This is a genomic window from Streptomyces sp. NPDC043870, from assembly GCF_056435785.1.
Map to the genome: position 1 here is coordinate 1 of NZ_JBWKDT010000070.1, position 22,030 is coordinate 22,030.

Consider the following 22,030-nt stretch of genomic DNA (forward strand, 5'->3'; position numbering starts at 1 on the left):
CCCGGTGTCCGCGACGGCGCGGTGGTGGTGGCCGAGCGGGCCGATGGGCAGAGCAAGCACCTGGTGGCCTTCTACACCGCCCCAAAGCCCCTCGAGGCCGGTGCTCTGCTCGAACAGCTGGGTGCCTCGCTGCCCGCCTACATGGTGCCCTCCGCCTTCCACTGGCAGCAGGCCCTGCCACTGACCCCCAACAGCAAGACCGACAAGAAGAAGCTGACGGCGCTCGCCACGGAACTCGCCGAACTCGACGCCGCCGGCGGCCACGGCCAGGGGCGTGATGTGCCCTCCACGCCGACCGAAAAGCGGCTGGCCGCAGCCTGGGCCACCGTCCTCGGCATCCCCGAAGACCGGATCGGACGCGACGACCACTTCTTCGACCGCGGCGGCACGTCCCTGTCCGCGGTGAAGCTGGCGATCACCCTGGACCGCCAGGTCTCCCTCGAGGACGTCACCCGCCACCCCCACCTCGCCGACCTCGCCGCCCTCCTCGACAGCAGATCCCCGCGGCACGCAGCCGAACTGACGGCTTCCCCCTGACAACAGCACCCACCAGACAGCACCCACCAGCGCATCCGTCAGACACAGCACCCCCCGGATACAGCACCGAACAGACGCAGCACCCGCCAGACACAGCACTGAAGAGACAGCACAGACAAGGAGAATCACGATGTCGATCCCCTCCCCGGCCCGGCTGCTCGACGTCCAGTCGCAGCCCGGCAAGCCCCCGATGCTGCACGCCGAGCCGCCCGACGACGCAGCCGCCTGGGCGCAGCAGCACCGCCACGCGCTGCGCGCCCTGGTCACCGAGCACGGCGCGATCCTCATCCGCGGCCTGCAGCTCGGTGACGCGCAGCAGGCCGGCGCCGTCTTCCATCAGCTGGCCGGCACGCTGATGACGGACCGGGAAGCCTTCGCGCCCCGCCAGAGCTACAGCCCGGGCGTGTACTCCTCCTCCACCTGGCCGGCCGCCCAGCCGATGTGCATGCATCACGAACTGAGCTACACCCTCAAGCCCCCCGGCCTGATGATGTTCGCCTGCCTGAGTGCACCCACCACCGGCGGGGCGACCGCGATCGCCGATGCGCCGACCGTGCTGGAGGCTTTGCCGTCCGAGCTGGTCGAGCGGTTCGAGCGGGAGGGCTGGCTGCTCACCCGCAGCTACAACGACGAGATCGGGGCATCGCTGACCGAGGCGTTCGGCACCGAGGACCAGGCCGTCATCGAGGACTACTGCCGCACCCAGGCCATCGAGTTCGCCTGGCAGCCCGACGGCGCCCTGCACACCCGCCAGCGCCGCCCCGCCGTGGTACGCCATCCGGTCTTGGGCCGGCGCTGCTGGTTCAACCAGGTCGCGTTCCTCAACGAGTGGACGCTGGCCCCCGAGGTCCGCGAGTACCTCATCGACGTCTACGGCGCCGACGCCCTGCCGTTCAACACCCGCTTCGGAGGCGGCGACCCGATCGGCGAGGACGTCGTCCAGCTCCTCAACGACGTCTACGAGGCCCACACCGTGCGCGAGCCGTGGCAGGCCGGCGACCTGATGCTCCTCGACAACGTCCGCATGGCGCACAGCAGGGAGCCGTTCGAGGGACCGCGCGAGGTCCTCGTCGCGATGGCCGAACCGCTGCACCTGGCCGGGCAGGCGCCGGCCGGCGAGGCGGGTGCCCGATGACCACCCAACCTTCCACCCCCCAAAAGCCCACAGGAAAGCACACAGGAAAGCCCGCAGGAAAGCCCGCAGGAAAGTCCACAGGAAGGCCCGTAATGGAGTCTGCAGGAAAGCCCGTAATGGAGCCCGTCATGGAGTATGCAAGGGAGTCGGTCATGTCCGAGCCGGTCACGGTGCCGCCGTTCGCGGTGATCTCCGGTGCCCAGGTCCAGCACGCACTGAAGGGCCGCGAAGAGCAGATCGTTCAGCTGGTCGAGGCGACCTACCGGCTGCACGCCGTCGGCGACTCGGTCAACCCTCCGTCGTACTTCCTGCGCTTCCCCGACCGCCCGTCCTCCCGGATCATCGCGCTGCCCGCCTCGATCGGCGGCCACGTACGGGTGGACGGCCTCAAATGGATCTCCAGCTTCCCGCAGAACGTGGCGGCCGGTATCCCCAGGGCCTCGGCCGTGCTGATCCTCAACGACCACGACACCGGCTACCCGTTCGCCTGCCTGGAAAGCTCCATCATCAGCGCCACCAGAACGGCCGCGATGGCAGCCCTGGCCGCCGACCGGCTCAGCCACACCCGCCGGCGCCCCACCCGTGTCGGGTTCTTCGGCGTGGGCCTGATCGCCCGCTACATCCACACCTTCCTGGCCGGCACCGGCTGGTCCTTCGACGAGATCGGCGTGCACGACCTGTCCGCCGACAGCGCGGCCGGCTTCCGCACCTACCTGCAGCAGTCGGGCACGCCCGGCCGGATCACCGTGCACGAGCGCGCCGAGGACCTGATCCGCTCCAGCGACCTGGTCGTCTTCGCCACCGTCGCCGGCAAACCGCATGTCAGCGACCCGGCATGGTTCGACCACCATCCGCTGGTGCTGCACGTCTCACTGCGCGACCTCGCACCCGAGATCATCCTCGGCTCGGCCAACATCGTCGACGACGTCGAGCACTGCCTCAAGGCCGACACCTCACCCCACCTGGCCGAACAGCTCACCGGCAACCGGGACTTCCTGGACGGCACCCTGGACGACGTGATGACCGGCCGGGTGACACCCCCCACCGACCGGCCACTGGTGTTCTCCCCCTTCGGCCTCGGAGTCCTCGACCTCGCGGTGGGCAAGTACGTCTACGACGAAATGGACCGCCTGGGGCAACTGCACGTCATCGACGACTTCTTCCACGAACTGCGCCGCTACGGATGAAAGGCCCCGCCCCACCGCGCCCCCACCCTCCACCGGGGATGAGGAGGCCACCGCGCCTGTCATCCCACTCTCCGTGCGTGGCAACCCCGGCCCTTGGGCCGGGGAGGAAGGGCATCTTCGGGTGCCCGATGCGTTCCGTCCCGGCGCCGTGGACGCGCCGTCTAGGGTGCGGGCATGATCTCGCACAGCTACCTTTGCGAACTGTTCTCGCTGGACGGCCGCATCGCCGTGGTGACGGGCGGCAGTTCCGGCATCGGCCGGGCCATCGCCGGGGCTCTCGCGCGAGCGGGGGCGAGCGTGGTGATCGTGGCGCGCAAGGAGCCGGCACTGGCCGCCACGGTCGACGAGCTGGCGGCGGACGGCTGCCGGGCGGCCTGGGCGAGCGCCGACCTGAGCACCCGCGACGGGGTGCGCGCGGCGGCGGAGCAGGCAGCCGGGGTGTTCGGCGAGCCCGACATTCTCGTCAACAGCGCCGGGATCAACCTGCGTCCGCCGATGGGCGAGCTGGACGAGGAGGTGTGGGACGCCACGATTACGGTGAACCTGGAAGCGCCCTACCTGCTGGGCCGGCGGTTCGGGCCCGGCATGGCCGAGCGGGCTTCGGGGGGATCATCTTCCGTGGATGCTCCGCCCTTCAGCGCGGAGCGGAACGGACTCCTGCGGGCTGGGCAGGGGAAGGTGATTCGCTGTCAGGGCGGACCGTCGTTCATCGTCAATTCCATGCAGATGGTGGCCGGTTGACGGGTTAGCGTGTGGGCTGTGACCACTCACGTGAAGCGGGCGTATCGGTACCGCTTCTATCCGACTGATGCGCAGGCAGTGGAGCTGTTGCGGACGTTCGGGTGTGTGCGGAAGGTTTACAACATGGCGCTCGCTGCACGCACCGAGGCATGGGCGCTGCGCCAGGAGCGGGTCAGCTACAACGCCACGTCGGCGATGCTGACGGGGTGGAAGAAGACTCAGGAACTGGCGTATCTGAGCGAGGTGTCCTCGGTTCCGCTCCAGCAGGCGCTGAGGCATCTGCAGATGGCGTTCACCCACTTCTTCAGCAAGCGGGCGAAGTACCCGCGCTTCAAGCCGCGGAAGAAGTCCCGCAGAACCGCCGAGTACACCGCCAGCGCGTTCCGGTTCCGGGACGGGAAGCTGACGCTTGCGAAGACGGTGGAGCCGCTGAGCATCGTGTGGTCCCGGCCCCTGCCCATGGGTGCGACGCCTGCGACGGTGACTGTAAGCCAGGACGCGGCCGGACGATGGTTTGTCGCCCTGCTGTGCGACGACCCCAGCGTCAAGCCGCTGCTCGCCACCCATTGGGCGGTTGGCATTGACGCCGGACTCGACCACCTCGTGACCCTCTCCACCGGGGAGAAGATCGCCAACCCGAGGCATGAGCGTCGTGACCGGACACGCCTGGCGAAAGCTCAGCGCCGGTTGGCGAAGAAGGCCAAAGGCGACGGGGCCAACCGGGCCAAGGCCCGACGCAAGGTCGCGAAGATCCATGCCCGGATCGCCGACCGCCGCAGTGATCACCTGCACAAGCTGACCACTCGACTCGTGCGTGAGAACCAAACGCTCGTGATCGAGGACCTGACCGTACGCAACATGGTCAAGAACCGGAAACTCGCCCGTGCCATCAGCGATGCCGCGTGGTCTCGGTTCCGGAGCATGCTGGAGTACAAGGCCCAGTGGTACGGGCGCGAGGTGATCGCCGTGGACAGATGGTTCGCCTCGTCCAAACTTTGCTCCGCCTGCGGCGCCTTGCAGCACGCGATGCCACTGAACGTCCGTACCTGGACGTGCGCCTGCGGCACGATCCATGACCGGGACGGTAACGCAGCAAAGAATCTCCTGGCCGCCGGACTGGCGGTGACAGTCTGTGGAGCTGGCGTAAGACCTCAACGGAACACTCCGAGCGGGCAGCCGGCAACGAAGCAGAAACCCTCGCGGCGCGAGCCGTGACAATCCGCCTCCTTCAGGAGGGGGAGAAGTCAACCACGTCACCTCGCAGCAGGTGCACCGGGCGTTCGTCCGCAGCGGCGCCTACGGGGTCTCCAAGGGGCGCACACATACTCCTCGGTCTCGTGCTGGTGGGGCTCGCGGCAGACCGGCCACGGCTCGCCGTACGGCCACAGCATCGGACCGCCGACATGACTGTCGCGCATGCCGGGCCGCCCCGGCCTCGGGTGCAGCCGAGTCGTCCGGCCCCGCTGAGCGGCCAGTTCCGGGAACACGGACTCCACGGATACCGGTCTGGCTGGCGTCCTGGTCATGCGCAACCGCACGTGGCCGGGAAGACGCCACAGGCGCCGGTAGAGGGCATCGGCTGCGGTCTTCTCGTCGGCGTCGGGCTGGTGGTTCTTGTTCCACCAGCTGACCATCTGGCACCTGCTGAGCCGTGCGGGGCAAAGGGTCGCAGTAACCAGGCAGTTGGGGTCGGTTGAGGCGGCGACGTCCCTCGAGCCGATGGCCTGGACAACCAAGATCATCGTCGGTCATCGCCTGCCACTGACCTCCGTGGACGGAGCACGCGGGGGACAACTGCGCCTGAGCACGCGTACTCAAGCTGATTGTGTCGCTCGGCTCTGACGCGGCCGATCTTCCCCACGCTGGAATGGCCCCACCCCGCGTCGAGAGAGGTGCTTATGGGCCGTGACCTGCAGCTGCGCGTTGCCACTCCGGAGGATCTTGAGTGGATCTACGAACTACGTCACCGGGTGTACGCGCAGGAGTTGGGCCAGCATGTGCCGGATCCGGCCGGGCGGCTTCGCGACGGGCTGGACGGCGACAACGTCTACCTGGTCGCGGCGCGGGGCGCGGCCCGGATCGGCTTTGTCAGCCTGACTCCGCCCTGGTTGGGGCGGTATGCGCTGGAGAAGTACCTGACCCGCGACGAGTTGCCGATGCTGACCGAGGGCGATCCGTTCGAGGTGCGCATTCTCACCGTTGAGCCGCGCTGGCGGGCCACCGCAGCGGCACCGCTGCTGATGTACGCGGCCCTGCGCTGGATCGCCGCCCGGGGCGGTTGCCGGGTGGTGGCGATGGGGCGCACCGAGCTGCTCGACATGTACCTGGCCGCCGGCCTGCGCCCCGTCGGCCGTACCGTCCGCAGCGGTGCGTTGACGTTCGAGGTACTGACCGGCAGCGTGACCGAGCTGACGAAGGTCACGATGGACCGTTACCGCACCATGTTGGAGCGTCTGCGGTCCGAAGTGGACTGGCGGCTGGACGTGGCGTTCGCACCCCGGCCGGACGGCTGTGAACACGGCGGCGCCTCGTTCACCGCCATCGGCACGGACTTCCGTAGCCTGCACCGGCGCCATCAGGTCGTCGCGGCCGACGTACTGGACGCCTGGTTCCCGCCGGCCCCCGGGGTGCGCGCGGCGCTCGCGCAGGATCCGGCCTGGGCCGCCCGGACCTCGCCGCCGACCGGCGCCGAGGGCCTGCTGGCGGAAATCGCCGCGGCCCGGGCGCTGCCGGCAAAGACGCTCGCGGTCGGCGCCGGCTCATCCGACTTGATCTTCAGGGCGTTCGGCCGGTGGCTGACCCCTCAGAGCAGGGTGCTTCTGACAGACCCGGGCTACGGCGAGTACGCCCACGTCACGGAGAGGGTGATCGGATGCCGGGTGGACCGGTTCCGGTTGCGCCGCGAAGAAGGCTGGCGGATCGATCCGGCCCGGCTGTCCGCTGCCGTCAGCTCCGGCCACTACGACCTCGTGGTGGTGATCAACCCGAACAACCCGACCGGACGCCACGCGCCGGCCGCTGAGCTGCGCTCGCTGATCGCCGCCGCACCGGCCCGCACCCGCTGGTGGATCGACGAGGCATACCTGGGCTACGTCGACCTGACCGAGTCGCTCGCCGGCCTCGCCGCGACGGACCCGCGGGTCGTGGTCTGCACCTCACTGTCCAAAATGTATGCGCTGTCCGGCATGCGGGCCGCGTACCTGGTGGCCGAGCCGGCCACCGCGGCGCAGCTACGCCGATGGACGCCGCCCTGGCCGGTCAGCCTCCCGGCGCAGCTGGCCGCAGTGGCAGCCCTGCGCGATTCGGCGTACTACAGCGACTGCTGGATTCGCACCCACGCGCTGCGCGGGCAGCTGGCCGCCGACCTGGCCGGCCTGGACGAGGCCGTGGTGGTCGAGGAGGCCGTGGCGAACTTCCTCACCGTGACCCTGCCGTCGGGCGGGCCGAGTGCTGCACAACTGGTCAAGGAGTGCCGCCGCCGCGACGTATACCTGCGCGACCTGTCGCCGTTGTCGCCGCAGTACCAGGGGCGCACGGTGCGCATCGCGGTCAAGGACACCGCCGAGAATGCGCGCATCGTGACTGCCTGTCAGGCCGCTCTGGACGTATTGCGGCCAACTTCGGCCTCGCTCGTTTCGATGCCTGAGGGCGTTCTTGCCGCCGGATCCGCCCGGTGATCACCGTGGCCTCCCTGGCGCCCTACCTCGGTGGGGCGCTGGCGCTGGGCGGCATTGCGGTGGCGGCTTCCCGGCGCCGCGAACTGCTGATCCGGTGGTGCGCCTGGGCGGTCGGAGTGCCACTGGTCACGGTTGCGTTCTGGTGGGGCCGCCCGGGCGCCGCGGCCATCGCCATCGCGGTCGGGGTGATTGCGGTGATGGAGTTCGGCGGCCTGATGCGGCTGGGCTGGGTGGACCGCGTGGTGCTGGCCGCGGCGGTGGCAGGCGTGGTGCTGGCCGCCTGGCTGGCGCCGGGACAGGTGTTCCGGGTGGTCGCGATCGGTGCGCTCGCGGTGGCCGCGGTGCCGCTCCTGGCCGGCGACGCCGACCAGGGTCTGCGCCGGCTCGGCGCCGGCCTGCTCGGGCTGGCCTGGCTGAGTGTGCTGGCCGCGCTGGTGGTGCTCGGGGCGAGCGCGCTTGCGCTGTTCGTAGCGGTCTCGATCGCCGACATCGTGGCGTACTTCGCCGGTCGAGGACTGGGCGGGCCCCGGCTGTCGCCACTGTCACCGGCCAAGCGGTGGAGCGGGACCCTGGCCGGGGCCGCGGCCGGCCTCGGCGTGCTCGCCGTGCTGTCCGCGCTGAGCTGGCCGATGGCGGTGGCGGTGGCGGCCGGCGGCCCGGCCGGCGACCTTCTCGAATCCATGATCAAAAGAGGTGTGCAGACGAAGGACGCCGGCCGCTGGCTGCCCGGCTCCGGCGGCCTGCTGGACCGGATCGACTCGCTGCTCATCGCGCTGGCCGTCCTGCTCGTCCTGCGCTGACCCTCATCGGCCCCTGGCCGGGTAGCGAACACGGTGACGAAGGACCGGCGCCGATGCGCGAACGATATGAAGGCCGCGCTCACACCGACGAAGGGCCGGCTCCCGTCCTGGCCGAGGATGCCCTCGCTGCAGTCCCGCCGCGCCTGCCAGCCCCCCGGCCGAGCCGGGCTCACCGATGAAATGCGGTCTGTCGAGTGACGGAACTCTTGCGCTGATCGTTCCCCGCAATGATCGTGATCGTTTCCCATTGCGCTGGTCAGGGTTGGTGCGCCCCGGCTGATCGACGTTCGGCCTCCGAGAGTGGTGTGCGGCCCTCGTGGTTGCGCTAGTTGAGGAGTCACTCAGCTCAGCGGACAGGGCCAGTCATCCAGCGCTTGAAGGGCGCAGGCGTCGAAGAGGCCGGCGAAACCGTCGAGGTGGGGATCCCTCCGAGCTTGTTAAGGCAGGATGCTTGCGGGACACGGCGTGCCGATGGCGTCCAGGGAAGGGACACACGTGGAATCCGGGAAGGTGCTGGGCGGAAGGTACGAGCTGCACAGCATTCTGGGCAGTGGTGGCATGGGCCAGGTGTGGCTGGGCCGCGACCAGGTGCTGCGGCGGGAGGTCGCGGTCAAGCTGCTGCTCTCGTTGGCGGACGGGGAGTCCTTCCGGCGTTTCCAGGACGAGGCGGCTGCCCTCGCCAAGCTCCAGCATCCCGGGATCACCGTGGTTCACGACGCCGGCAGCCACGAAGGGCATCTGTTCATCGTGATGGAGCGGCTGCACGGCTGTGATCTGGCGCAGTTGATGGGCCATCATCCATCGGGGCTGCCGGTCGATCAGGTTCTCGACCTGGCCCGTCAGACCGTCGACGCTCTGCGCGTGGCCCACAGCTGCGGAATCGTCCACCGGGACGTGAAGCCGGCCAACCTCTTCCTGCAGCGCGACGACCGGGTCAAAATCTGCGACTTCGGTATCGCACGCAGCACGGATGCTGTCTCCTCGGTGACCGCGAGCGGACAGGTGATCGGTACCCCGCCGTACATGGCACCCGAGCGATGGCAGTCCCAGCCGGCCGACGCCCGCAGTGACCTGTACGCCCTGGGCTGCGTCATCGTCGAGCTGCTCACCGGACAGCCCCCGTTCTCGGCCCGCCAGCCCCTCTACGCGCTGATGCGTCAGCATGTCGAGCAGCCCCCGCCACGCCCTCGCGCACTGCGCCCCGACATCCCCGCCGCGCTGGACGATCTGACGGTGGCACTGTTGGCCAAGGCGCCCGAGGACCGACCGAACGCCGACAGCCTTGCCCTGAAGCTGGCTGAGCTCGCCGCGCAGGGCGGCAGAGCGACGGCAACACTCCGGTACGCCAACTCCAGCGCCGTGGACGACTCCACCAGCGCCTCGCACGGCATCAGCGGGACGCGCACCTACACCCTGCACAGCCGATTGACAGCACGCGACATGGGGGCGGTGAGCTCGGTGGCTTTCAGCCCCGACGGGCAGATGCTGGCCAGCGCCGGAAGCCGCGGGATCCACCTGTGGGACGCGCGCACCGGCGAGCAGCACGGATTGCTTGCAGCTCACCGTGGACTGCACAAGTTGGCGTTCAGCCCGGACAGCGGCACGGTGGCCACGGCTGGGGAAAGCACGATGGTGCGCCTGTGGGATGTACGCACCGGGGAGCAGCGTCGCCAGCTGGCGCATACCGGCTTGATGACGACGCTGAGCACCCTGGTGTTCAGTCCCGATGGGCAGAGGCTGGCCAGTGGCGGTGGGGACGGGATCCGCCTCTGGGATGTCCGCACCGGCGAGCAGCGTCGGGAACTGACCGGGCTCGGGACGGTGGTCTTGGTGGCTTTCAGCCCCGACGGGCAGATGCTGGCCGCCAGCACCGGAAGCCGCAGGATTCGCCTGTGGAACCCGCGCACCGGCGAGCAGTACCGCAAGCTGACCGGGCACCGCGGCCTGGTGAACTCGGTGGCCTTCAGCCCGGACCTGCAGACCCTCGCCAGTGGTGCGGCGAATGTGGGGAAGAGGAAGGAGTTGTTTCTCTGGAATGTCCGCACCGGCGAGCTGCGAAAGCAGCTGACCGCGCACACGGGATGGGGCCTGCTCGCGCTCGCGCTGGCTTTCAGCCCGGGAGGCGGCATCTTGGCCAGCGGCGGTCCCGACCACGCGATTCATCTCTGGGACACGCACACCGGCGACAAGCTCGCCACCTTGGCGGGTCACCGTACGACCGTCCGCTCCGTGGCTTTCAGCCCGGACGGGAACACCCTCGCCAGTGCCGCCGGCAACGAGGTGGTCCTCTGGACCACCAAGACCTGACATAGATCCGCGTCGACAACTGGCTGACGGGGTGTTCGTCGGCTTGCCCGCTCGGCACGACCTGGCAGAGACGGCGGCCCGGCGGCGCCGGCGCGCTGCAGGGGCGGCCGGCCTGCCTGAGCCGAACGAGCAGGGCCACAGGACAACCGCGGTGGCGAGGGGCGGTGCGCCCATCCAGCCACGCATGAGATCGTCAGTCCTGACTGCCCGCAGCTGTGACGGGTGGATGTGATCCTGCGGGAGTGCCGAGTTGCGGCATCTGGTTGCCCTGTGGTGCCGAAGACGCCTGTGCCGCAAGGTGGTCCTGCAGCCGGGCATGACGGAACTGATACACCGCGCCCGCCTGGCGCAGTACGCCGCGCCGGTGGGCGTCATCGAGGAATCGCATCAGTCGCCAGGGGAGTTGGCCCCGTAGAGCCAGCCACAGGCGGGTGAGGAGAAACCAGCTCCATGCGCTGCCCACCAGCCCGGTCTGGAACCTGCCCGCCAGTCTGCCGGCGAGTCCCAGAGTCAGGCCCCCTCCAGCCCCCGCAGCCAGTGCCCAGGTGAATCCGACGGCTATGGAGAATCCGTACCGTCCTGTCGCCAGTCCTGCCAGCAGTCCCGACCCGAGGGTCTCCACGATGATGCGGATGGCACTGACCAGGCCGTCGCTGCGCAGGACGGACCGTGAGCTCGGTGAGGACAGTGCATCTGCGGGGGTGTTCAGCCACATCATGGCGCCGAAGGTGAAGCCGGCACTGAGCCCTGTCACGCAGACGACTTTCGCCGCGGTCTCCAGCCCGCCGCCGGGTGTGGCGCCCAGGCGGACAGCGATGCCGAAGGCGAGCAGGGCACCGGCCCCCATGATGAGACCGACCGCCAGTCCCGGCACGAACCTCCTTGCGAACGACCTCAGACCTCGCCGGACTCTGAGGTTGGCGTTGAGAGGGTGTGACGGGGGCACGGCTACCAGCCCGGCACCGAACCCGCCGGCCAAGCCGGCTGCGACGCCGACCTCCAGCCCGACCCCCACCCCCACGCCGAACCCCGCGACAAGCCCGCTGAGGAGGCCGAGCAGGAGCCCGACAGCCCGGCGTCCGGCCAGGGGGAGGATACGGTGCAGATGCCACCAGGCCAGGTCGCGGGTTTGATGCTGCTGGAGGTGGCCGGCGAGGAACGTGAGCCACCTGCGGGCCGGCTCGGCGGGATAGCGCAGCGGCGCCGCACCGGGCCCGTCCGCCCCTGGCGGCGGGAGATGGTGGGAGTAGACGGCGGGGATGAACGCCTCCAGCAGGTGTCCCTCGATGGCGCAACGGTCGGGGAACCGTGCGGAGTCGAGGAGTTCGGCCGGGTCGGCGGCCGGATCGGTGTAGACGGTGCGCAGGAGAGCGGTCATGAGCGGCGACGACAGCGCCCGGGCGAGCGGCCCGTCGGGACGCTCGCCCAGCCTGGCCAGCACGGTCTCCCAGCGATTGTCCCCAGCTGCCCTTTGGGCGGACAGAAACGTGATGACCTCCTGAGCTCCCACCGGTTCCAGCTCCACCACCGCCGCGGTACTCAGCACCATCCCCCCGCTGGCCACGGCGGCCTCGTATTCTGCGCTGCGGCAGGTGACCACCACGCCACTCGCCGGAGAGATCCGGTCGATTCCGTCGATGGCCGCGGTGTGCAGTGCGGCAGGCATCTCGTCCAGTCCGTCGAGGACAGGCAGGATGTGGCCGCCGGCGACGAGCCGGGCAGCGGCCGCAGGGCCGAAGACGTCCTCGTTGGCCAGGGCCGGGTAGTCCTCGATCAGCCGTCGGGTCACCCATGCGTGCAGATGCTCGGTGCGCGGGTTCCACGACGAGAGCGACAGCAGCACCGGCACTGGGCCGCCGTGTGCGCGCCGTTCGTTCAACAGGCCAAGCGTGAGCAGGATGGCCAGCACGGTCTTGCCTGCCCCCGGATCGCCGAGCAGAACCAGCCGTCGCCGGGGCAGCTGGGTGAACGCGGCGACGATGTCCCCGTTGCCGCCGCGCAGCCGCAGCCGTAGCGGCCGGCCGCCCACCACGTCGTCGCCGAGTACCGCGGAAGCGCCGGCGGAGACGGGGCGGCCGGTGGTGGACCAGCGCAGGTGCAACGGCTGCGGCCGGTGCAGCATCCGCAGTGCCGCTTCAGCGGTCCACTGACGTTGCACGGTCTGAGCCAAGTCGTCCACCGCGCGGCGAAGGCGAAGTTCGCTCTCCGCTTCCGTCTGGCCTCCGGGCGCCGTCGCGGGGGCACGGTGGCGGCGCGTCTCCAGCACGGCCACCACGACGGCGGACACTGCTGCGGCGGGCCAGGCCAGCCACAGATACGGCTTGATCCTCTCTGGAAGGGCCGCGCTGGCCACGTTGGTGACCACGGGAAGTACCAGCGCGCTGATGAGGAAGAACAGCACGGTTGTGAACTGCGAGGGACGCCGCATGTCCCCATACCTCGCTTCGCTCTGACGGCAGTCATGCCTTGTCTCGTGTCCCCCCGCGGGCGGGGGCGACGGGGTTGGGGACAACACTCGACTTGATGAGGAGATTGCGGACCGGGATGTTCCCTAGTCCTGCGGGATCGGCTCTGACGCGGCGACAATCGTGACGCGGGGTGTGCCAGCCGGCACTGATGGTTGTGGCTTTGGGGGAGCAATGGCGTACGGGCATGGGCGGACAGGACTGCTGTCGCGAACCAAGGAGCTGGCAAGGGTCCGGCAGCTCCTTGCCGATGCCCGGCAGAACCGAAGCGGCGTCCTGGTGGTCCACGGTGAACCGGGCATCGGGAAGACCGCGTTGCTGGAGCATGCGGTGGACGGGGCCGAGGGCATGACCGTCCTGCGGGCCAGCGGGATCGAAATGGAAGCCGAACTCGCCTTTGCCGGCCTCGGCGAGCTCGTCCGTCCCGTGGATCGCCTGATCGACACGCTGCCGGCGGTGCAGGCGCAGGCACTGCGTACAGCCCTGTCCCTGGAACTGGCGGCAACGCCGGACCGGTTGACCCTGGGAGCGGCCGTGCTGACCCTCCTTACCGATGCCGCAGCAACGGCCCCGGTGCTGGTCGCCGTGGATGACGCGCACTGGATGGACGAGGCCAGTGCCCAGGCACTGCTCTTCGCTGTTCGGCGATTGCAGGCCGAGGGTGTCGCCGTGCTGGTCACGGCACGGGACGGCCGGCGATGCGTATTCAGCCAGGCCCGCCTGCCGACGCTGACCCTCGCCGGGCTGGAGCCTTGGGCTGCCGCAGCGCTGGTGCAGCAGGTGGCTGATGTCAAGGCCGAAGGCGAGGGGTTGGAGTGGCTGTACCAGCAGACCGCAGGCAACCCGCTCGCGCTCCTTGAAGCCGCACCTGCATTACGCCGGTCCCCGTGGGCCGTACGGGGATCGCAGAGCCCGCTGCCGGTCGGCCCCCGGCTGACCGCTGCCTATTCCACCCAACTGGCAGCCCTGCCGGAGCCGAGCCGTCGGGCAGCGACAGTTGTGGCAGCCGGCTACACCGAGGACGCAGCGGTCGTGTCGCAAGCGCTACAGGACCTCGCCCTGGGCGCCGACGTCCTGCAGCCGGTCGAGTCCGCAGGGGTCATCGAGCTGTCGGGCGGCAGGGTCAGGTTCGCGCATCCGCTGCTGCGCGCCGCCGCCTACCACACGGCGGCGCCCGACCAACGACGACAGGCGCACAGAGCCCTGGCTGCGGCGCTCACCGACCGGGACGGCGCTGTGCACCGTGACCAGCGCAGCTGGCATCTGGCCGCCGCGGCGGCAGGCCCGGATACGAAAGCGGCGGCCGCCCTGGCCGCTACCGCAGCGCGGGCCCGCGACCGAGGCGCCCTGCCTGCTGCCTGCCGGGCTTACGAGCGTGCCGCCGACCTGACCTCCTCTCCCGTTGACCGGGGCCGCTATCTGCTCGCCGCGGCCGAGGCGGCCCAACTCGCCGGCCGGGGCGAGAAGGCGTTGAACTTGACCGAGGCGGCGACCCAAGCCACACAGGACACGGCCGTCCGCGCCGAAACAGCCAGGCTGCGCAGCCAGATACGGCTGGTGCGCCAGCCACCTCGCCGTGTTCACGACCAGCTGGTCGATATGGCGGCCGGGCTCGAAGAGAGCCAACCGGACCAGGCCGTGCCCCTGCTGGTCGCCGCCGCTGGGGCCGCGTGCATGGGCGGCGCGATCCGCCGGGCCCGGGATACCGCGAACCGGGCCTCTGCTCTGACCCGGAGCAAGGCCGCCACCCTCCATGATCATTCCGCCGCCGTGATGAGGGCCCACACGCTGATGCTCTGCGGTGAGCGCACCGCGGCAGCCGCTGCTCTCCGCTCTTGCGAGGCTTTCCTCACCGCCACCGACCCGCTCACCGTCGGCGTCGAGGTGACGAGCTTCTGCGCAATGGACCTGATGTGGCTCGAGCAGTACCCCGCGGCCCGGACCCTGCTGGAGCGGGCTGTGCAAGGTGCGCGCGACGCCGGCGCCTGCGAACGGCTCGCGCCGTATCTGACCGTCCTCGCCGAGACGCAACTGCGCACCGGCTACTGGGACGAAGCCTATGCTCTGGCCAGTGAAGGAGCAGGCCTGGCGACTGAGACCGAACAGCCCCTCCTGCAGGCTTACGCGCTGTCCACGCTGGCCCGGATCGAAGCCGCACAGGGACGCACCGCGCTCTGCACCGAGCATGCGGGCCAGTTCCGCGAACTGCTCGATGGCACAGGTGCGGAGCTGGTCAGCCCCTACATCGAAGCAGCGCTCGGCCTGCTCGACCTGGGGGCCGGCAGGTACGCGGAAGCCGCCGCCCGTCTGAACGATCTCCAGCGGCAGGTAAGCGACCTGGAGCTTGGGGAACCGACGGTGCTGCAGCATCAACCCGACCTGATCGAAGCCAACCTGGCCGCCGACGACCCCACGGCGGCGCACGCGGCCCTGGCCGAGCTCCGAGCACAGGTCCAACGCGCGCCGTCGGTATGGGGGAGCGCCGTCGTCGAGCGATGCCGAGGGCTTGTCGACCACGGTGAACAAGCCGCCGAGCAGGCCTACCGCAGCGCACTGCAACTCCACGAGCACCTGCAGGACCCCTTCGCCAGGGCTCGTACGGAGCTGGCATACGGGCGGTTTTTGCGCAGAACCCGAAAGCGCCGTGCCGCACATCGCCCGCTGACCGCCGCCCGGCAGGTGTTCGAGCGGCTACGTGCCGATCCGTGGACCGCTCTTGCCGAAAGGGAGCTGCGGGCGGCAGGCTTCGGGACGCCCAACCGCCAAAACCGCGCACCGGTCGACCTCACGGAACAGGAGATGCAGGTGGCGGTGCTCGTCATCAAAGGCCACACCAATCGCGAAGTAGCGGCCACACTGTTTCTGTCGGCCAAGACGGTCGAATACCACCTCAGCCACATCTACGCGAAGCTGTCCGTGCGATCCCGCGTCGAACTCGCCCATCGCCTGGCCGTGACCAGCAATGACATTCCCCCATGACCATCGCAGCCGGCCGTGGTCACCAATCACCCATGACCGGCACACCTCCTCACACCACCGCCCAAGAAGCCGGATCGGGGCGTAAGACAAGTTCAGCCCCCAACGCCGTGAGCGTCTGCGATGCCGGGCGGCATCCCGGGGCAGGTTACCGGCGATGAGCGCAACGGCGTCCTTCCCCGTATCCGGATGAGCCCCGGCGGCCACGGCTCTGCTTCTACGTCGGCCGCTCCAGGCCGAGCCGCTTGAGGCCGCCCGCAACACGTGGCCAGTGCCGGACCCCGGGCCGAGCGGCCCGCTGCGCCCCCGCCGGTGGGGAAGGGGTGCCGGGACGCTGCGTGCCGAAGGATTTTGGGGGTACCAACCCTGGCGGCAGGCCAACCTGGGGCCCACCTGCCCGCGCCGCACTGCGACGCCTCATCGCAACAGCGAGCTGAACGACCGGGCCGAGCACGCCAGCGTCACCGATGCGCGTCGCCCGGGCACTGCCGCCTGCCCGGGGCCGATGTGGTTGAGGCCTTCACCGGACAGCTACCAAAGGTGCGTGTGCGGGGCGACGCGGACTTGGAGTTCGCGGTGCCGGAACTGGTAGGCGATGCCGACGATGCGCTGAAGGAACCGGCCGAGCCGCCACGGGAGCTGGTGGTTGTTCCACTGGCGCGTGCATATCAGCATGGCCGCGTACCGCATACCCGCGCGGGGCGCTGCGAGTACAGCTACGAGCCCGTACGCGAGCATGGTCACCAGCGCGAACATGAGGCCGAGTTCGAGGGCGACTGCGAGCCCGGTTGCGAGCCCGAACGGGCGCCCGAGCTCGAACACGACCTCGATCCCGGTAGCAAGTTTGGCTGTGAAGCCGAAGGGGAGTGCGGATACGGATCCGGCTATGAGCCCGAAGGTGAGGTCGTTTCGTACGATGTCCCGCGGAGCGACACTCTCGAGCACCACCCTGGGATCGCCGAAGGCGACGGCACATGTGCAGTAGAGGACGCCCGCGCCCCCAAACCCGAGCCCAACGGACGGGCCGTACGCGAGTCCGCTCACGAGGCCAAGCCCGAGCCCGATCATGAGCCGCGGCAGCCAAGAGTCGGCGTCCGGGGGTCCGGAGACGCAGATTCAGTCGCCTTGGTTCGGGCCAGATCGTTGTCCAGGCGGTGAACACCGCCAGTACCACCAGCAACGAGAAGGCTGCGCTAATGAATATTCGTTCCGACGGATTGGCCGCCGTGGGTAATTCGATGGGCGCCTGGGGCTGGGAGAGCATGACGGCGGCGACGGCCAGCCCGGCTGCTGCGACCAAGGCGGCGTGGACTGCCCGCGGCAGACGGTTGCCAGCCAGCGGCCACAGCTCGTGGAGGACAATCTCGGTGCCGGATAGCGGCTGCCTGTCTAAGACCCGCCCAGCGGCGGAGTTGTGGTTGAGGTAGGTGGCGAGTTCGGTCAGCCAGGCGCCAACCTGGTGCGGGGTGTAGCGGGTGGCGTCGGGCGGTGGGTAGTGCATCGTTGATGCCGTCGGTCCAGTAGCGGCCGAGGCGGCCGGGTTTGCAGATGTTGCCGGCGTTCTCGGCGGCGACGGCGACGGCGACGGCGAAGACGAGGACGCGGAGTGTTCGCCCGTCGTCGCCATGTGGTCCTGTGACCGCAGGGCGGTTGTTTCCGGTCTCGGAGGGACAAGAAGGGGCTCGGTGAACACCCGACAAAGGCGGTGCGGGGATTGTCGGGTGATCGGGACCGGTGTCGCCGCACGATGGGGGCATGGACGACACGACCTTGGTATCCCGCTTCCTCCGCGACGGCTTCGTGAAGCTGGAGGGCGCCGTCGCGCCGCGCGTGGCCGCGGACTGCGCGCGGCTGCTGTGGCGAGAGACGGGCTGCGACCCGGACGATCCAGCGACGTGGACGCAGCCCGTGCACTGGGTGGCCGGCATGGCGCAGGGGCCGTTCGCCGCCGCACCCAACTCCCCGTCCCTGCATCGCGCGTACGACCTGCTCGTCGGCGCGGGGGGCTGGGAGCCGCGCTACTCGCTGGGCACGTTCCCGCTGCGCTTCCCGCACGAGGAGGCGCCGGACGACGCGGGCTGGCACATCGAGGGGAGCTATCTGCCGCAGGGCGAGAGCTGGTACTTCACCAATCTGCGCTCCCGGGGCCGGGCACTGCTGATGCTGTTCCTGTTCAGCGAGGTCGGTGAGCAGGACGCCCCGACCCGGATCCGGGTCGGCTCACACCTCGACGTGCCGAAGGTGCTGGCGAAGTACGGGGAGGACGGGGCGAGCGGGCTGGCCCTTGCACCCGACCTGGTGGCGGCGTCCGACCACCGGCCACTCGCCCTCGCCACCGGATCCCCGGGCGACGTCTTTTTGTGCCATCCGTTCCTGGTGCACGCGGCGCAACCACACCATGGGCTGCGGCCGCGCTTCATGGCCCAGCCGCCGCTGATGCCCACCGCGCCGTACGAACTGGAGCGGGCCGACGGCGCGTACTCACCCGTGGAGATCGCGATCCGTCGGGGCCTGGGACAGGACACCCCCGGTCCGGACGGGGACGGCACCGACTGCAGCGCCGGGTAGACATACTTCATCCGTTCCTGGAACTGGGCGGAGAACCAGTGCCCGGGCAGCGGCACGTCGGGCAGCGCTGGGGATTCTCGGTTGGGTGTGGATCCTTTGAAGGGAAAAAGGCGCGTGCTGGGCTGGGCCGTGGCTATGAAGCGTCGGCGTAGGCGAGATGGGTGCCGCAGACGGTGCAGCGGAAGAGCATGGCGCTTGCCCCCTGCCCGAGGTGGGTCAGGAAGTTCTCGAGCTGGGACGCGTCGTGCCAACCGCCCATCCGAAGGTCGAGTCGAAGCTGGTCGAGTGCCTCGGGGTGGGCTGCCAGTTCGGTGTATCCGACCTCGCCGATGAAGGCGGCCGCGTCGTTGCAGTGGACAAGCCAGTGCGGATCCTGCCAGGCGTGGAAGCCGGGGGTGCGGTGGGTGACCTGCTCGACGGTCTCCTCGCTGACGCCGTCGAGCCCGTATGCGTCGGTGAATTCACCTTCGAATCGTTCAGCGGCACTGCCGTTGGCGATGCACCAGGGGCAGAATCTCCCACTGACTTCTTGGGCCGTGTAGAAGGTAGCGGTGTAGATCCACCCCGTGCTGCGGTTGCAGCAGGCGCAAGTCTCGGCGCTCTCGCGGACGGACCCGCTTGCCACGGGGTCGGCGTGGTAGCGGAAGTGGGGCAGGTTGGTACTCACTGGTGAGCCTGCCGTTGCATGGAGAGGTCCGCCTCGACGCCGGTGGTCTGTGCGTCGGCGGGCATGCCTGTGAACCTCATGGGTCGCAGTCTGTCCGCAAGCAGGCCCGTGATCAAGCGATGAGGTTGCAGTCCTGCTGGTTGGGGGTGGGGTAGAGGCGCTCGTGCTCGCGGGCGGTGTGGAAGTGCCAGGAGGAGTCGAGGTCGCCGTTGGCCCGGGCGGCGACCTCAAGCGCTGGGTGCGGAATCGCCCGCAGAGCCGGTCCCGCAGCCTGTGCAGGCATGCCTCAAGACACGGCTGCGCGGGCCGTTCGAGACAGGCGTTGCCCCCCCTGCGGCCGCAGCGGGGGCGACGAAGTACGAGGCATCGCAGGCTCAGGTGCCAGTCCTCAGGCCCGGTCCGGCCCGTCCGGGCTGTTGAGCAGCCTGTCCACGAGGAGTTCGGGGTAGCCGGTGGCCGGCGGGTCGATGCCGAAGATCGCCCGTAGGTAGAGCGGTGCGATGAGCTGGTCGAGGATCTGCTCGAGCGGCGGAGGGTTCTCGCCGCGGGCCGCGGCACGGTCACGGATGCGTTCGATGGCGTGGATGCGGCGTTGGAAGTGGTGCGCGCGTTCTTCCTGCGTGTGGGCGCTGGCGGGCATGGACAGGGCGACGGCTCGTACGAGGAGGCGGCCTTCGGGTGTGCGGATGCTCGCGACGCCGGCTTCGGCCCATGCGGTGAGGTCGCCGCGCAGGGTGCCGGTGTCCTTGAGCGGCCAGTCGCGTTCGAGGCGGGTGGTGACCACGTCGGCCAGGAGCGCCTCGCGGCTGCCCCAGCGCCGGTAAATGCTGGTGTGGTTGACGCCGGCGCGTTGTGCGATCGCGGGGATGGTGAGGTCGGCTCCTTCCGGGTCGGACAGCAGGTCGATGACCGCCTGGTGGACGGCCGAGCGGACCTGTTCGGGGCTCTTGCGGATGCGCGGGGCCGGCTGGTTCGGGTTCACCCCCACATCGTAAGCACAGATATTTGCTTCATGGTGCTCGGAGGATCTACAGTCCTGCCGTAAGCACAGAACTGTGCTTACGGCCTGAGGAGGGTGCGTGATGAAGCCGCTGCTGTTCCCCGACAACCCCCAGTTCTGGTACGAGACCCTGCGCTCGATGAGCCACATCGCCTACGGCGGTGCCGACTTCGGCGAGGTGGTCGCCACCAGCGAGCGCATCATCGAGGGCGACTACGACAGCTGGCACACCGAGTGGCTCGCGACCGCCGACCGCGTGTCCGGCGAAGCCCACAAGGCGCTGGAGGCCGGCCACACGGTCAGCGCCCGGGACGGGTTCCTGCGCGCCTCGAACTACTACCGGTCGGCGGAGTTCTTCCTGCACGGCCACCCCTGCGACCCCCGCCACGACCACGCCTACGACCGCAGCGTCGCCTGCTTTCGGGCCGCCGCCGCGCTGTACACCCCCCGGATCGAGCCGGTCCGCATCCCGTACGAGGACACCACCCTGCCGGGCTACCTGTATCGCGTCGACGACTCCGGGGCGCCGCGGCCAACGCTGATCATGCACAACGGCTTCGACGGCACCGCGGAGGAGATGCACTTCTTCGGGGCGATGGCCGGCGTCGAGCGCGGCTACACCGTGCTGGTCTTCGACGGCCCCGGACAGCCCGGGCCGCGGCACCATCAGGGCCTGGTCTTCCGCCCGGACTGGGAGAACGTCATCACTCCCGTGGTGGACTTCGCGGAAACCCTACCCGAGGTCGACAACAGCCGTATCGGACTGCTCGGTTCAAGCATGGGCGGCGTGCTCGCCCCCCGGGCGGCCGCGTTCGAGCACCGCCTGTCCGCACTCGTGGCCGTCGACGGCGTGTACGACCTCGGCCAGATATCCGTCCGCAACATCCCCGGCGACCGCAAGGCAGCCGAACGCCTCCTGCGCTCGAAGGCCGCCCCCGAACTCGACGCCCGCTTCGAGCAGTTCATGGCTGAGGACGCGACCGCACGCTGGGCGATGAACCACGGCATGTACGTGATGGGCGTGGACACTCCCCGCGCCTTCAGCGCCTCCTACCTCGACTACACCCTCCAAAACGGCATCGCCGAGCAGATCCAGTGCCCCACCCTCGTCTGCGACGCCGCCGAGGACGAGTTCTTCAAAGGCCAGCCCGAACAGCTCTACAACCACCTGACCTGCCCCAGGACTCTCATGGTGTTCACCGCCGAAGAAGGCGCAGGCGCCCACTGCCACCCCGGAGCCATGCGCCTCTCCCTCGCCCGCATCTACGACTGGCTCGACGACACCCTCCGCACCACCAGCGCCTGAGGCTCCTGGCCCGCCAGGCACCGCTGCCAATCCCCCACTCCATGTGAACCTGACCGGAAGGAACTCCCATGACCCGCACCGGCATCAAAGCCGCACTCACCGACCTTCTCCTCAACGACGAGATCACCCTGGCCGAGGCCGCCGACCGCCACTTCACCCCCGACTACCGCCAGCGCACCGACGGCGAGTGGGCCGACCGCACCGAGTTCCTCGACCACATCGCCCACCTGCGCACGCTCGTCGCCGGCGGCGAAGTCGAGGTTCACGAAGAGCTCTACGACGGCAACAAGTACGCCGACCGGCACACCTGCCACATCACCAAGACCGACGGCACCACCGTCACCATGGAGGTCTACGTCTTCGCCGACCTCGCCCCCGACGGCCGCTTCAACCGCATCGAGGAGACCACCCTCATGCTCAAGGGCTCCGACGCCGACCGCAACCTCGGCAGCGCCCGCTGACCACCCCTGCCGCAAGGACGGCACACCGCCCCGGCAGCAAAACAACATCATCCGGCGGGCGAGCACGCCAGCTCCCCGGCTGCGGATCCCGAATACGCGATCGACTACGTTCAGCTTGATCTAGCGCGGAACCCCGGGCGTTCACGCCCGGGAGGAAGCGCTTCTGTGGATCGCTCTGACCCGCAGGTGCCCACGGGCCTGCA

At 69.5% G+C, this 22,030-nt stretch carries 16 protein-coding genes and 3 pseudogenes; 13 read left to right on the forward strand and 6 right to left on the reverse strand.

What is annotated here, in order from left to right; translation table 11 throughout:
- The 6 genes and pseudogenes from AC0699_RS37350 to AC0699_RS37375 all read left to right on the forward strand — a co-directional run.
- On the forward strand, window positions 1-537 hold a 537-nt coding region (locus AC0699_RS37350; protein WP_478670094.1), incomplete at its 5' end, for a phosphopantetheine-binding protein.
- 130 nt (window positions 538-667) lie between these two features.
- The gene (locus AC0699_RS37355) at window positions 668-1,672 is read left to right on the forward strand and encodes a TauD/TfdA family dioxygenase (protein ID WP_478670096.1); all 1,005 of its coding nucleotides are present in this window, start codon (window positions 668-670) and stop codon (window positions 1,670-1,672) included.
- A gap of 152 nt (window positions 1,673-1,824) precedes the next feature.
- Window positions 1,825-2,859: a 2,3-diaminopropionate biosynthesis protein SbnB gene (gene sbnB / locus AC0699_RS37360; RefSeq protein ID WP_478670137.1), complete on the forward strand. Its 1,035-nt coding sequence runs from the start codon at window positions 1,825-1,827 to the stop codon at window positions 2,857-2,859.
- Window positions 2,860-3,033: 174 nt separating this feature from the next.
- Window positions 3,034-3,465, forward strand: a pseudogene (locus AC0699_RS37365) (SDR family NAD(P)-dependent oxidoreductase); the annotation flags it as partial.
- Window positions 3,466-3,618: 153 nt separating this feature from the next.
- Window positions 3,619-4,815 carry an RNA-guided endonuclease InsQ/TnpB family protein gene (locus AC0699_RS37370; protein ID WP_478670098.1) on the forward strand — a complete coding sequence of 399 codons (1,197 nt, stop codon included), beginning with the start codon at window positions 3,619-3,621 and terminating at the stop codon, window positions 4,813-4,815.
- Window positions 4,816-4,831: 16 nt separating this feature from the next.
- Window positions 4,832-4,915, forward strand: a pseudogene (locus AC0699_RS37375) (dehydrogenase); the annotation flags it as partial.
- A gap of 16 nt (window positions 4,916-4,931) precedes the next feature.
- Here the strand turns inward: AC0699_RS37375 and AC0699_RS37380 are convergent.
- Window positions 4,932-5,126: pseudogene (locus tag AC0699_RS37380) on the reverse strand (hypothetical protein); the annotation flags it as partial.
- Window positions 5,127-5,498: 372 nt separating this feature from the next.
- Between AC0699_RS37380 and AC0699_RS37385 the strand changes: the two are divergent.
- The 3 genes from AC0699_RS37385 to AC0699_RS37395 all read left to right on the forward strand — a co-directional run bounded on the left by AC0699_RS37385 (window position 5,499) and on the right by AC0699_RS37395 (window position 10,384).
- Window positions 5,499-7,277: an aminotransferase class I/II-fold pyridoxal phosphate-dependent enzyme gene (locus AC0699_RS37385; protein WP_478670101.1), complete on the forward strand. Its 1,779-nt coding sequence runs from the start codon at window positions 5,499-5,501 to the stop codon at window positions 7,275-7,277.
- Window positions 7,274-8,077, forward strand: coding sequence for a phosphatidate cytidylyltransferase (locus AC0699_RS37390; RefSeq protein ID WP_478670104.1), 804 nt, complete (start codon window positions 7,274-7,276; stop codon window positions 8,075-8,077). Before AC0699_RS37385 ends, AC0699_RS37390 begins: the two co-directional genes overlap by 4 nt.
- A gap of 495 nt (window positions 8,078-8,572) precedes the next feature.
- Window positions 8,573-10,384: a WD40 repeat domain-containing serine/threonine protein kinase gene (locus AC0699_RS37395; protein WP_478670107.1), complete on the forward strand. Its 1,812-nt coding sequence runs from the start codon at window positions 8,573-8,575 to the stop codon at window positions 10,382-10,384.
- A gap of 193 nt (window positions 10,385-10,577) precedes the next feature.
- Here the strand turns inward: AC0699_RS37395 and AC0699_RS37400 are convergent, their stop codons facing one another.
- Window positions 10,578-12,812, reverse strand: a complete 2,235-nt coding sequence (locus AC0699_RS37400) for an NACHT domain-containing protein (RefSeq protein ID WP_478670109.1) — start codon at window positions 12,810-12,812, stop codon at window positions 10,578-10,580.
- A gap of 211 nt (window positions 12,813-13,023) precedes the next feature.
- Here AC0699_RS37400 and AC0699_RS37405 point away from each other — a divergent pair, with 211 nt between their 5' ends.
- Window positions 13,024-15,828: a helix-turn-helix transcriptional regulator gene (locus AC0699_RS37405; RefSeq protein WP_478670111.1), complete on the forward strand. Its 2,805-nt coding sequence runs from the start codon at window positions 13,024-13,026 to the stop codon at window positions 15,826-15,828.
- A gap of 528 nt (window positions 15,829-16,356) precedes the next feature.
- On the opposite strand, the gene AC0699_RS37410 is transcribed toward AC0699_RS37405, so the two are convergent.
- Window positions 16,357-16,869, reverse strand: coding sequence for a hypothetical protein (locus tag AC0699_RS37410; protein WP_478670114.1), 513 nt, complete (start codon window positions 16,867-16,869; stop codon window positions 16,357-16,359).
- Between the two features lie 711 nt (window positions 16,870-17,580).
- Here AC0699_RS37410 and AC0699_RS37415 point away from each other — a divergent pair.
- Entirely contained in the window at window positions 17,581-18,393 is an 813-nt protein-coding gene (locus tag AC0699_RS37415; RefSeq protein WP_478670118.1) for a phytanoyl-CoA dioxygenase family protein, read from the forward strand.
- A 133-nt stretch (window positions 18,394-18,526) separates the two neighbouring features.
- On the opposite strand, the gene AC0699_RS37420 is transcribed toward AC0699_RS37415, so the two are convergent.
- The 3 genes from AC0699_RS37420 to AC0699_RS37430 all read right to left on the reverse strand — a co-directional run bounded on the left by AC0699_RS37420 (window position 18,527) and on the right by AC0699_RS37430 (window position 20,042).
- Window positions 18,527-19,060, reverse strand: coding sequence for a CbrC family protein (locus tag AC0699_RS37420; RefSeq protein WP_478670122.1), 534 nt, complete (start codon window positions 19,058-19,060; stop codon window positions 18,527-18,529).
- 112 nt (window positions 19,061-19,172) lie between these two features.
- Complete coding sequence (locus AC0699_RS37425) at window positions 19,173-19,343, reverse strand: hypothetical protein (RefSeq protein WP_478670125.1); 171 nt, start codon at window positions 19,341-19,343, stop codon at window positions 19,173-19,175.
- A gap of 105 nt (window positions 19,344-19,448) precedes the next feature.
- Window positions 19,449-20,042: a TetR/AcrR family transcriptional regulator gene (locus AC0699_RS37430; protein WP_478670128.1), complete on the reverse strand. Its 594-nt coding sequence runs from the start codon at window positions 20,040-20,042 to the stop codon at window positions 19,449-19,451.
- Between the two features lie 100 nt (window positions 20,043-20,142).
- On the opposite strand from AC0699_RS37430, the gene AC0699_RS37435 reads away from it, so the two are divergent.
- Complete coding sequence (locus AC0699_RS37435) at window positions 20,143-21,366, forward strand: alpha/beta hydrolase family protein (RefSeq protein WP_478670131.1); 1,224 nt, start codon at window positions 20,143-20,145, stop codon at window positions 21,364-21,366.
- Between the two features lie 68 nt (window positions 21,367-21,434).
- The gene (locus tag AC0699_RS37440; RefSeq protein WP_478670134.1) at window positions 21,435-21,827 is read left to right on the forward strand and encodes a nuclear transport factor 2 family protein; all 393 of its coding nucleotides are present in this window, start codon (window positions 21,435-21,437) and stop codon (window positions 21,825-21,827) included.
- The last annotated feature ends 203 nt before the right edge of the window (window positions 21,828-22,030 follow it).